Below are 12196 nucleotides of genomic sequence, written 5' to 3' on the forward strand. Positions count from 1 at the left end.
TTCCTTGGGTGGTGCGGGAAAAAGGGCCGGGACCGGGGGCCGAGGACCGGGGACCCGGAAAAGCGCGACGTCGCGGTCTGAAGCGTTACCGACTTCCGTTCTTCGGGTCCCGAGTCCCGAGTCCCGAGTCCCGCAAATCAGAAGTCATACTGAAAACGCCCAGTAACCGCACGCGTGTGATCGAGCGTAATGCCGGCCAGATGATCACGGTTGCGGCTGTCGATCAGGTTCAGCATCAGCCGCAGGTTCGGCTTGAGATACCAGTTGCCGGCCAGCGTCCACGACGCGGTGGAGGCGTCGAGGAAATCCGCCTGGCCATCCAGGTGCTGCGTGCCCCACATGCGGTCGTAACGCAGCGCCAGTTCGAACGCGCCGCGCGGGTTGTTGACCTGCTTGATGCGGGTGAAGCGCCCGGTCTTGCTGTCGTAGCGGCGCGATTCGCCGGTCACGAACCAGCTGACGAAGCCATACGCGGACATCACGTCGGCACGCTGCGCGCCGTCGTCGAACAGGCCGCCGCTGAACTCGCTCTGCCACGACAGCGGGCCGCGCACCTGCGCGTATTCCAGCGACCATTTGTCCACGTCGGTATCGCGGCCATCGGCGAAGCGCGCCAGGGTGATGCGGCTGTCGTCGGACAGGTGCCCGGCCGGGCGCGGACGGATGCTCAGCGCCGGTGCGCCGTTGGCACCCGGGTGGTCGTAGCGCTCGTGCGCCAGCGACAGGCCCAGGTGCAGCACGTCGCCCTCGCGCGCGCCCGGCGCCCAGGTGCCGCGGCCGCCGAACGCATCGCCCTTGATGTTGGACACGTCGATGCTTTCCAGGCTGTAGACGCTGGCGGCCCAGGTGTAGTCCTTGCCGGCCGCCTGCCATGAAACCGCCTTGCGGTAAAGCGGCGCCAGCGTGCTGGCCGCGCCGCTGCGCTCCAGGAACTGGCCGAAGTTGGAGCCGGTGCGGTCGTCCAGCGTGAAATACTGCTTGAACTGGCCGACGCTGAGCGTGCCGGCGTCGAAGGTGCGGGTCAGGTAGACGTCCTTGGCCTCGATGCCCTTGCCGTTGAAATCGTCCTGCAAGCCGGCGAAATCACCTTCGACCTTGTAGCCGAAGCCGAAGAACTTGCCGGACACGTCGATCCACAGCCGGCGGATCTCGGTGTCGTCGGGATTGGGCGTGCCGCGATTGTCGTTGTCGAACTGGGCGAAGTCCCAGTGCAGGCGGCCGCCGATCTTGGCGGTGACCGGGCCTGCGTCGCCGTCGTCGCCGTCGGCGGCCTGCGCCAGCGCGGGCAGCGACAGCAGGGCGCAGGCGCCGCACAGGCTCAATTTCTTCAGGTTCACGTACCCTCCCAGGTGCGCGTAGCGCGTCGATGAATCGGTGGCTCGCAGCGGAAGGCGCGGGCCGGCGTGGCTGCAGCCTAGTGCGACGTAGCTGTCATCGACCTGTCGGTGGAGCCGGGATGGGGGCTTGGCAAAAGCGGGTTGCGTCGCTGTCGCCTTTGCCGTCGGCGGGTTAGCATCCGCCGGCCGAATCGCTTTTGCCAATCCCCAATCCCGAATCCTCAATGCGTCTCTTGTTAGTCGAAGACAACGCCGATCTGGCCGATGCGATCGTGCGGCGCATGCGCCGCAGCGGGCACGCGGTGGACTGGCAGAGCGATGGGCTGGGCGCGGCCAGCGTGCTGCGCTACCAGAGCTTCGATCTGGTGGTGCTGGACATCGGCCTGCCCGGGCTGGATGGGCTGCGCGTGCTGGCCGGGCTGCGCGAGCGCGGCGACACCACGCCGGTGCTGATGCTGACCGCGCGCGACGGCATCGAGGACCGGGTGCAGGCGCTGGACGTGGGCGCCGACGATTACTTGGGCAAGCCGTTCGATTTCCGCGAGTTCGAGGCGCGTTGCCGGGTGCTGCTGCGGCGCAACCGCGGCAACGCCAGCGAGGTGCTGCAACTGGGGGGGTTCGCCTTCGACAACGCCGCACACACCGTCAGCCTGGATGGGATGCCGATCGAACTGCCCAATCGCGAATACCGCCTGCTGGAGATCCTGATCGGGCGGCTCGGCCAGGTGGTGGGCAAGGACGAGATCGGCAACGGGCTGTTCGGCTTCGACGACGAGGCCGGGCCGAATGCGATCGAGCTTTACGTGGGGCGCCTGCGCAAGAAGCTGGTCGGTGCGCCGCTGCGCATTGTCACCGTGCGCGGGGTCGGCTACAAGCTGGAAGCGGCCGCGATCGATACCTCGCCAGCCACGCCGCAAGAGGCTGGCGACGATGGCTGAGGCCGCGCTGCCGGCGCCGTCGATCCGGCGCACGCTGCTGCTGTACCTGGGCGGGCTGTCGCTGCTCGGCGCGGTGGCGCTGTTCTTCGCCGCGCGCGATTACGGCCAGCGCGCCGCCAACCGTTCCTACGACCACTTGCTGGTGTCCTCGGCGCTGTCGATCGTCGATTCGGTGGCGCTGGCCGGGGGTCAATGGCAGGTGGACTTACCGTACGCGGCGCTGGACCTGCTGGCGATGGCGCCGGAAGACCGGGTGTTCTACCGCGTGTTCGATGCGCGCGGGCGCACCATCACCGGCTACGGCGATCTGCCGAAGGCGCCGTCGCTGCCGCGCGCCAGCGCGCCGCCGCAGCTGTTCGATGCGTACTACAGCGGCGAGCAGGTGCGCTTCGCGGTGGTGGCGCGGCGGGTGTCCTCGGCCGCGGCGCAGGACGAGCTGTGGGTGCAGGTCGGGCAGACCCGGCGTGCGCGCGAAGCGCTGGCGCAGGATGTGGTGTTGCACGCGCTGGTCGCGATCGCGGTGTTGTCGCTGTTGTCGCTGGCGCTGGTCTGGCTGGGGGTGTATCGCGCGTTGCGCCCGCTGCACCGGATCGAGCGCGACCTGTCGCGGCGCGAGCCGTCGGAACTGAAGCCGCTGGCGGTGGCCGCGCCGCAGGAAATGCACCAGATGGTGGCGGCGTTGAACCGCTTCATGGCGCGCCTGGCGAGCAGCAACGAGACCTTGCGCGCGTTCATGGCCGAGGCCGCGCACCAGATGCGCACGCCGCTGGCCGCATTGCGCGCGCAGGCGCAACTGGCGCTGGACGACGACGACCCGCGCGACATGCGTCGCAGCCTGGAGGCGATCGAGCGCAACGCCACGCACATGAGCCGCTTGCTCAACCAGCTGCTCAGCGATGCCAGCGTGATCCACCGCGCCAACATGCAGCGCTACGCCAGCGTGGATCTGGCCGAAGTCGTGCACCAGGCCTTGCACGAGGCGCTGCCGCAGTCGCAACCGCGGCAGCGCGTGCAGCTGGCCATCGCCAGCGAGTCGGCGCTGGTGCGCGGCGATACGCTGCTGCTGCGCGAGGCGATCAAGAACCTGATCGACAACGCCTGCAAGTACGGCGGCGACGGCGCGCTGCAGGTGGCGCTGACCTGCGCGGCGCGCGATTGCGTGGTGACCGTGGCCGACCACGGTCCCGGCATCGCCGCCGCCGATGCCGAGCGCGTGTTCGAGCGCTTCGTGCGCGGCGAGGGCGCGGCCTCCGGCGGCGCCGGGCTCGGCCTGGCGATCGTCAAACGCGTGGTCGACAGCCACGGCGGGCGCATCGATTTGTCCAACCGCGTCGGCGGCGGCCTGATCGCCAGCCTGCACCTGCCCAGGTTGCATCCATGACCCCGCTTCGATCGCTTCGCGCCGCGCTGCTGTTGGGCTGCGTTCTGTTCCACGACGCGCTGGCCGCGCCCGGCGACATCCGCCGCTTTCCGGCGCAGGGCGGCGCCGCAGCGCAGCTGTGCATCCAGGGGTCGACCGACATCGAGGTGTTCGCCGCGGTGATCGGCGACTACCAGCGGCTGCACCCGCGCACCGAGGTGGTGTATCAGGACGCGATCGCCTGGGACATGTACCAGCGCTACCTGCATCCACGGCCTGGCGCGCGCTGCGCCGACCTGCTGATCAGCGTCAGCATGGACCTGCAGACCAAGCTGGTGAACGACGGCCACGCGCTCGCGCACCGTTCTCCGCAGACCGAGGCGCTGCCGGCCTGGGCGCAATGGCGGCACGAGGCGTTCGGGATCAGCTACGAGCCGGTGGCGATCGTTTACAACAAGGCGCGGTTGCCGGCGGCGCAAGTGCCGCGCACGCGCCGCCAGTTGCTGGAGCTGCTGCGCGCGCCTGGCCTGCCGCTGCGCGGCAGGATCGGCACCTACGACGTGGAGCGCAGCGGCGTGGGCTATCTGTTCGCGACCCAGGACGGCCAGATCGGCAGCATGTCCGGCGCCCTGCTGGCGGCGATGGGCGACAACCAGGTGGTGCTGGAAGAACGCACAGGCGTGCTGTTGGACCGGGTCAGCCGCGGCGAACTGCTGCTGGCCTACAACGTGCTCGGCTCCTACGCGCAGGCGCGGATCGACGCCGGCGCGCCGCTGGCGATCGTGCAACCGGAGGACTACACCCTGGTCGCGCTGCGCACCGCGGTAATTCCGCGCGATACGCCACACGCGGCCGAGGCGCGGCGGTTCCTGGACTATCTGCTGTCGCCGCGCGGGCAGCAGGTGCTGTCGCGCGAGGCGCAGCTCAAGCCGATCCTGCCGATGCCCGGCGGCGCTGGCGCAGCGCCGGCCCCGCCGCCAGCGTTGCGCCCGATCGCGCTGGGGCCGGGTTTGCTGGTGTACCTGGATGCGCTCAAGCGCCGCCAGTTCCTGGATGCCTGGCGCAGCAGCATGCGCCGCCATCCGCCGCGCCAGGGCGTGTCTGCCGTTCCCAAGTAGGCGGCGCCGGGTCCGCCAGGAGCAAGCGGCAGTGGGCGGCTGCGCATGCCTGGGGCCGCGGCGGCGCTGGCATTGGCTGCCGGCAGGCCACGGCCATGCGCGGCGTCGGCAGCGCCGCCAGCAGCGTGCAACGGCACCGCAGCGGCACGCGGGCGGCCGCGCATGCCAGACTGTAGGGATGGATGCGCCTACGATTCTGGTCGCCGACGACCATCCCCTGTTCCGCGCCGCGGTGCTGCACGCGTTGCGCCAGGCCTTGCCGCGCGCGCGGGTGACCGAAGCGGCTAGCGCCGCCACGCTGGACGCCGCACTGGCCGCGCAGGCCGACGTCGACCTGGTCCTGCTGGACCTGGCGATGCCCGGCGCACGCGGCTTCTCGGCGCTGCTGCACGTGCGCGGCGAACGCCCGGACGTGCCGGTGGTGGTGATCTCCTCCAACGACCACCCGCGGGTGATCCGCCGCGCGCAGCAGTTCGGCGCGGCCGGTTTCATCCCCAAGTCGTCGCCGGCCGAGACCATCGGCATCGCGGTGGCGGCGGTGCTCGACGGCGGCACCTGGTTCCCGCCGCTGACCGCGGCGCGTTCGGAGGCCGATGCGCAACTGGCCGCACGCCTGGCGCAGCTGACCCCGCAGCAATTCCGTGTACTGCTGTGCCTGGCCGACGGCCTGCTCAACAAACAGATCGCCTACGAACTGGGCCTGGCCGAGAACACGGTGAAGGTGCATGTGACGGCAATCCTGAAGAAGCTCGAATGCCACAGCCGCACCCAGGCCGCGGTGCTGGTCAAGGCACTGGAGCCGGAAGGCGATGGGTGAACCGCCGCGGCGGGAGCATTTGCTGCCGCGCCCGGATACGCGATGCTATGCACTGGCGCCCGCGCTTCCAGCGGGCGGAAAGGGATCCCCAACCATGCCTATCCGCAACGAGCAGATCGCCTACTACCCGTTCTTGCAGGAAATGCTGGACGACGCGTATTTTCCTCCCTTCCTGGTCGGCAAGGGCCAAAAGATCCTGCTGCGGCTGTGCGAGGCGATTGAGGCGCAGGCACCGCCGGACCTGCCGGCGCTATACCGGCTCACCCACGCCGCCACCGAGGAATTCAACGCGCTGGCGCTGGAGTTCGAGGCGCACGACAGCGAGATCGAGACCGCCGCGCGCGACAACATCGGCGTGGACTTCCTGTACATCGCCAAGACCTATGGCTTCGATGCTGCCGATGCCGAGGAGTTGATCGCGCCGCGCGAGTGGTGAGCGAGGCGGCCCCGCACGAGCTGTTCCCTTCTCCCACCGGGAGAAGGTGGCCCGTAGGGTCGGATGAGGGTACGGGCGCAGCCTGGTGCGCCCAAACTCCGCAAGTCGCTTCGCGCCAACCCTCACCCCAACCCGTGTCCCGGCGGGAGAGGGGCTAATGCCGTGGCAGGAGAGAAACTCAGCCACGGCGCAACAGCATTTGCGTCATCAGCGCGCGCAGCGCCGGCGCGCGCACCGGCTTTGACAGGAAGCCCCAGCCCTGGCCCTGGGCCAGCGCGCGCAGCGCCGGATCCGGTTCGGCGCTGACCAGGATCGCCCGCGGTTCTGCGTTCCAGCGCCCGCACAGCTGGGCGAACAGGGCCGGGCCGGCGCGCTCGCCCATACGCGCGTCCAGCAGCACCAGCTCCGGCGCCTGCGCCGCTTGCGCCGCGGCCAGCGCCTGCTCCGGGCCGGCCGCCAGTTCTACCCGGCAAGCCCAGCGTTCCAGCAGCGCACTGCTGGCCTCGCAGACGCGCGGGTCGTCGTCGATGCACCACACCCGGCAGCCGTGCAGGATCGGGTCGTCGCCGTTGTCGCTGGCCACCGCGGTCGGCGCTTGCGCCTGCGCCGCGGCGGCAGCGTCGCCCAGCGCGACGGTGACCACGAACACGCTGCCGCGGCCGAGCTGCGAGCGCAGCTCGATGCGGTGCCCGAGCAGGCGGCCGATGCGCTCCACGATCGCCAGGCCCAGCCCGGCGCCGCGGTCGTGGGCGACGCCGTCGCCGAGCCGGCGGAACTCCTCGAAGATCTCCTGCTGCAGCGCCTCGGGGATGCCAGGGCCTTGGTCGTGGACCTCGATGCGCAGGTGCGCGCCGTCGCGTCGGCAGCCCAGCAGCACGCGTCCGCGCGGGGTGTAGCGCACCGCGTTGGACAGAAAGTTCTGCAGGATGCGCCGCAGCAGGGTCTCGTCGCTGCGCACCGTGGCGCCGGTGGGCACGTAGTCCAGGCGCAGGCCGCGGTCCTGCGCGACGATGCCGAACTCGTGCGCCAGGGTTTGTAGCAGCGGCCCCAGCGCGAAGTCGCGCACCTGCGTCTTCAGGGTGCCCGCTTCCAGTCGCGAGATGTCCAGCAGGCTGTTGAGGATGGCGTCCTGCGCGACCAGCGCATTGTCGACATGGCCGGCGATCTGCCGTGCGTCGTCATCGTGCAGTTTGCCGCGCAGCGCCGAAACGAACATGCGCGCGGCGTTGAGCGGTTGCAGCAGGTCGTGCACCGCCGAGGCGACGAAGCGGGTCTTGTAGCGGTTGGCGTTCTCGGCCTCGCGCTTGGCGTCGGCCAGGTCGCGGGTGCGCTCGGCCACGCGGTGCTCCAGCGCGTCGGCCAAGGAGCGCAACTCGCGCGCGGCGTTCTTGTAGCTGGTGATATCGGCATAGCTGGTGACGAAGCCGCCGTCGGGCAGCGGGTTGCCGCGGATCTCCAGCACCGTGCCGTCGTCCTTCTCGCTCTCGCGCATGTGCGGACGACCGCTGCGCAGATGGTCCAGGCGGCGCTGGATCGCCGCCTCCACCGGGCCGGGACCGAGCAGGCCGCGGCGCGCGTTGTAGCGGAACACGTCCTCGATCGGGCGGCCGATGCGGATCAGTTCCGGCGGGAAACGGAAGATCTCCAGGTAGCGCGAATTCCACGCAACCAGGCGCAATTGCGCGTCGATGATGACCACGCCCTGCGGCAGATGCTCCAGGCTGCGGCTGAGGCCGGTATCGGCCTGCTGCGCGGCCTGCACCACGCCGTCCTGCGCGGTGCGTAGCTCCTGCGCGTGCTGCTGCAGCAGCGATTCCAGTTCGCGCCGGCTGCGCTGGCGCAGCCGCGTCAGGCGTTGGCGCTGCTGGAACAGCAGGCCCAGGAACACCAGCGCCAGCCAGATCCCGGCCGCGGCCAGCGCGGCGGCACGGCCGGCGGCGCGGCTGCTGCCGATGTCGTGCAGCAGGTGCAGGCGCCAACCGCTCTCCGGCAGCGCCATGCTCTGCCATAGCAGCGGCGCGCGCTGTGCCGGCGCCGCAATGCGCATCACCTGGCCACCATCATCCAGCGTGGCCAGGCGGCGCCGCTGCGCCGGCAACAAGGTCTGCCGTGCGTACTGGCGGGTGGCGAGCAGTTCCTCGCGCTCGCGTGCGCTGAGTGGCTGCAGCTGGCGATAGCGCCAGGCGTCGCGGCTGGACAGGAACACCACGCCGTGGCGGTCGCTGACCAGCACCACGTCGGGTACGCGCAGCCATTCGCGTTCCAGTTCCGCCAGCTCGATCTTGATCACGATCACACCGAGGATGCGGCCGTCCTTGTCGCGGATCGCCTGCGACAGGAAATAACCGGGCATGCCGGTGGTCATGCCGATGCCGTAGAAATGACCGCTACCCTGCGCCAGCGCCTGCTTCACGTAGGGGCGGAAACCGTAGTCGGCACCGACGTTGCTGCTGGTCAGGCGCCAGTTGCTGGCCGCCACCGCCACCCCGCCGGCATCGATCAGGGTCAGCGTCGAGGAGCGGGTGACGTCGTTGGCGCGTTCCAGCTTCAGGTTCAGTCGCTGGTGCGCAGCCGGGTCCAGCGGCCGGGTCAGCGCCTGGCGCAGCTCCGGGTCCAGCGCCAGCAGCTGCGGCAGGGCGCGGTAGCGGTCGATGCGCTGCCGCAGGGTCTGCGCGTACAGCTCCAGCTGCTGCCGCAGTTGCCGGCTCTCGGCACGCAGCGCGCGCTGTTCGGCGAAATACCCTGCAGACAGCATCGCCAGCACCATGCCGCCGAGGACGGCGAGCAGGAGCAGGGCGACGTGGCGATAGCGCGAAGCGGGATACATGCGCAGTGGGTGCGGCCGGGATGGTGTCCCGCCAGCTTAGCGGCAGCGGCGCATGCGTTGCTGGCAATTGGTTGCGCGGGCGCTCTCGGCGGCGGCATTGCGATCGCACAAGCGGCCGCGATGGACGGATGGCCGGATGGCTGAACGCAGAACGGCAGCGCCTGCCCATGTGTGCAGGCGCTGCCGCGCCGGGTCTTGCTTTCCAACGCGCCCCGGGCGGTCAGTGCCGAGCGGGGCGCCGATCAGGCCGCGCCGATCAGAACTGCACCTGCGCGCGCAGGTCGATCGAGTTCGGCTTGGTGTGCACGCCGGCGCGCTCGGCATCGGCGCGCACGTAGTTGGCCTGGAACTTGAAGTGGCTGGTCAGGTACCAGTTGGCGCCCAGGGTCCAGTCGTGCTGGCGGCCGCCGAGCACGCTGCCGTCGTCCAGGTCCAGGCGGCTGTAGCGCGCCAGCACCTCGACCGCGCCGTAGGCGTTGGCCGGCTTGACGTTGGCCACGTTGCCGGCGCTGTACGGGCGCGACTCGCCGGTCAGTACATAGCTGGCGAACACGTACTGGCCGTCGGCCGTGTAGTCGGGGCGGCCGTTGTCGCGGGTCACTTCGGCGCGCAGCGCTTCGCCCTGCATCGAGAACGGACCCTTGATCCAGATCCCCTCCAGGCCGGTGCGGCGCACCTGGTCGGCATCGACCAGGGTACCGGAGTCGACCAGGCGCACATCGGTCAGGCCGGCTTCCGGGCGCGCACGCAGGCGCACGCGCGGGCTGAAGCTCACGTCCAGGCCGTTGTGGTAGCCGCGCGGGTTTTCCTGCGAGTAGGCCAGGCCCAGGTGCAGCACGTCGCCGTCGGCCTTGAACGGGGTCCACACGCCGCGCACCGCCTGGGTGGTGCCGGGGTTGTCGCCCTGCAGATCCTTGCCGCCGTACGCGCCGGCCTGCAGCAGGTACTGCGGGCGCTCGAAGGTCCACTCCACGCCGGTGCGGCGACCCTGGTAGATCGCCTGGATCGGCAGCGCGGTTTCCATGAAGCTGTCGGCGCGCGAGCTGGTCACGCCTTCCAGGCCGACCGGCACCTTGATGTAGCCCAGCCGCACCTTGCCGTAGTCGCTGCCGAACAGCGCCTTGGTCTCGAAGCGGAAGAACACGTCCAGCCACAGCTTGGACTGGAAGTCGAAGTACACCATCGCGTCGTACACGCCCTTCTTCTTCAGCGTGGCGCCGAATTCCTTGCGCCGGAACGTGTTGTCGTCCTCCAGGCGCGCATCGTCGTTTGAGAAGTTGTTCCAGTCGTAGCCGTAGTTGCCGGTCACGGCCAGTTCGGTGCCGTCGTTGAAGGCGACCTTGGTCGGCCAGTCGTCGAATCCGCTGGCGGCGGCGGGAGCGGCGGCGGTCAGGCACAGCGCAGCGAAGAGGAGGGTATGGCGCATGGTCGTGATGTCTTCTTTGATGAGGAAAAAAGCGCTTCGGCACTCGACTGAAAGGACGGCAAGGCTTGTGCGGGCGGTGCAGCGTGGTGTCGCGACCGTCCCCCGGCCACAGTGTGGGCATATCGCCGGAACAACGCGCCGCCCGCATGCAATAGCGGACGCATCCGGCGGTTCTTTACAGCGATGTTGCGGTCCTGCGACGGCGCATGGCCCCTGAATACGCATGCGACCCCGGCAGCGCCGGCGGCGGGACAGTATGCGACGCAGCGTCGAAGGGCCATGCACATGGCCGGCGTCGCGCGTCGCATCGTCTTTCCCACCAGCGTGCGGGGACACTGTAACTGCGTCGACGGCACTGCGACCAGGGGACTACTACCAATGGGTTATCTGCTTAGAAGCCGGTGCCGCGTACAAAGACAGCATTCCGCGATCTGCGTCTGATTGCTGGTCTACTTATTGCTCCGGAGCGCACTCATGCATATCCCAACTTCCCCGGCCGGCGGCCTCGTGCATCGGCACGTGCCGTTCTACCGGCAGCTGTATTTCCAGGTGGTGGTCGCCATCGTGCTCGGTGCGCTGCTCGGCCACTTCGAGCCGGCCTTCGCTGAGAAGCTCAAGCCGCTGGGCGACGCCTTCATCAAACTGGTGAAGATGATCATCGCGCCGGTGATCTTCCTGACCATCGTCACCGGCATCGCCGGCATGACCCAGCTGAAGGCGGTGGGCCGGGTGTTCGTCAAGGCGATGGTGTATTTCCTGTTCTTCTCCACGCTGGCGCTGATTGTCGGCATGGTCGTCGCGCACGTGGTGCAGCCCGGCGCCGGCATGAACATCAATGCGGCCGACCTGGACCAGAGCGCGGTGCACAGCTACGTTGAAAAGTCGCATGAGCTGACCCTGGTCGGCTTCCTGATGGACATCATCCCGAAGACGCTGCTCAGCCCGTTCGTCGGCGACAACATCTTGCAGGTGTTGTTCGTGGCGGTGCTGTTCGGCGTGTCGCTGGCGCTGGTCGGCGAGCGTGGCAGGCCGGTGCTGACCCTGCTGGAGGCGCTGGTCGCGCCGGTGTTCAAGCTGGTGCACCTCCTGATGCGGGCCGCGCCGATCGGCGCGTTCGGTGCGATCGCCTTCACCATCGGCAAGTACGGGGTGGAATCGCTGATCAACCTGGCCTGGCTGGTGGGCTCGTTCTACGTGACCGCGCTGCTGTTCGTGCTGGTGATCCTGGGCGCGGTGGCGCGCCTGTGCGGGTTTTCGATCTTCAAGCTGATCCGCTACCTGAAGGCGGAACTGCTGCTGGTGCTGGGCACCTCTTCGTCCGAATCGGCGCTGCCGTCGCTGATGGAGAAGATGGAGAAGGCCGGCTGCGAAAAGTCGGTGGTCGGGCTGGTGGTGCCCACCGGCTATTCGTTCAACCTGGACGGCACCAACATCTACATGACCCTGGCCGCGCTGTTCATCGCCCAGGCGACCAACACCGAACTGACTCTGTGGCACCAGATCGCGCTGCTGCTGGTGGCGATGCTCAGCTCCAAGGGCGCCGCGGGCGTGACTGGTGCCGGCTTCATCACCCTGGCGGCGACGCTGGCGGTGGTGCCGGAAGTGCCGGTAGCAGGCATGGCGCTGATCCTGGGCGTGGACCGCTTCATGAGCGAATGCCGCTCGCTGACCAACTTCATCGGCAACGCGGTCGCCACCGTGGTGGTCTCGCGCTGGGAGAACGCGCTGGACCGCGACCGCCTGCGCATCGCCCTGGACGGCGGCGAAGAGGCGCTGCCGGCGGTCGGGGCCGAGCCTGCCGCGATCCGCTGAGTGTCATCACCCTGCGCGCGCCGGCCTTGCCGGCGCGTCGCGTTTCCGGCCTCGGCCTGCGCGGCGACAGCCGCAAGACAGGCTTGGCCATGGCCCAGGGGGTAGAATCCTGGGTCCTCGCGCCT

9 protein-coding genes are annotated in these 12196 nt (G+C 69.3%); 6 read left to right on the top strand and 3 right to left on the bottom strand.

What is annotated here, in order from left to right:
* Window positions 1-137 precede the first annotated feature (137 nt).
* Complete coding sequence (locus tag E4A48_RS00315; protein ID WP_039005970.1) at window positions 138-1337, bottom strand: OprO/OprP family phosphate-selective porin; 1200 nt, start codon at window positions 1335-1337, stop codon at window positions 138-140.
* 224 nt (window positions 1338-1561) lie between these two features.
* Between E4A48_RS00315 and E4A48_RS00320 the strand changes: the two genes are divergently transcribed.
* The 5 genes from E4A48_RS00320 to E4A48_RS00340 all read left to right on the top strand — a co-directional run bounded on the left by E4A48_RS00320 (window position 1562) and on the right by E4A48_RS00340 (window position 6006).
* A complete protein-coding gene (locus E4A48_RS00320) occupies window positions 1562-2275 on the top strand; it encodes a response regulator transcription factor (protein ID WP_142741665.1) in 714 nt (237 codons plus the stop codon).
* Complete coding sequence (locus tag E4A48_RS00325; protein ID WP_039005967.1) at window positions 2268-3656, top strand: sensor histidine kinase; 1389 nt, start codon at window positions 2268-2270, stop codon at window positions 3654-3656. Before E4A48_RS00320 ends, E4A48_RS00325 begins: the two co-directional genes overlap by 8 nt.
* Window positions 3653-4753 carry an ABC transporter substrate-binding protein gene (locus tag E4A48_RS00330; protein ID WP_142741666.1) on the top strand — a complete coding sequence of 367 codons (1101 nt, stop codon included), beginning with the start codon at window positions 3653-3655 and terminating at the stop codon, window positions 4751-4753. Before E4A48_RS00325 ends, E4A48_RS00330 begins: the two co-directional genes overlap by 4 nt.
* Window positions 4754-4931: 178 nt before the next feature.
* Entirely contained in the window at window positions 4932-5570 is a 639-nt protein-coding gene (locus E4A48_RS00335) for a LuxR C-terminal-related transcriptional regulator (protein WP_058197230.1), read from the top strand.
* A 94-nt stretch (window positions 5571-5664) separates the two neighbouring features.
* Window positions 5665-6006: a DUF5713 family protein gene (locus E4A48_RS00340; protein ID WP_039005964.1), complete on the top strand. Its 342-nt coding sequence runs from the start codon at window positions 5665-5667 to the stop codon at window positions 6004-6006.
* A gap of 178 nt (window positions 6007-6184) precedes the next feature.
* On the opposite strand, the gene E4A48_RS00345 is transcribed toward E4A48_RS00340, so the two are convergent.
* Together E4A48_RS00345 and E4A48_RS00350 are read right to left on the bottom strand one after the other, a co-directional pair.
* Entirely contained in the window at window positions 6185-8833 is a 2649-nt protein-coding gene (locus tag E4A48_RS00345) for a hybrid sensor histidine kinase/response regulator (RefSeq protein ID WP_142741667.1), read from the bottom strand.
* A 256-nt stretch (window positions 8834-9089) separates the two neighbouring features.
* Window positions 9090-10259 carry an OprO/OprP family phosphate-selective porin gene (locus E4A48_RS00350; protein WP_058359996.1) on the bottom strand — a complete coding sequence of 390 codons (1170 nt, stop codon included), beginning with the start codon at window positions 10257-10259 and terminating at the stop codon, window positions 9090-9092.
* Between the two features lie 474 nt (window positions 10260-10733).
* Between E4A48_RS00350 and E4A48_RS00355 the strand changes: the two genes are divergently transcribed.
* A complete protein-coding gene (locus E4A48_RS00355) occupies window positions 10734-12071 on the top strand; it encodes a dicarboxylate/amino acid:cation symporter (protein WP_142741668.1) in 1338 nt (445 codons plus the stop codon).
* Window positions 12072-12196: the final 125 nt, after the last annotated feature.

The organism is Xanthomonas translucens pv. cerealis, assembly GCF_006838285.1.
In the GTDB taxonomy this organism is placed as follows: domain Bacteria; phylum Pseudomonadota; class Gammaproteobacteria; order Xanthomonadales; family Xanthomonadaceae; genus Xanthomonas_A; species Xanthomonas_A cerealis.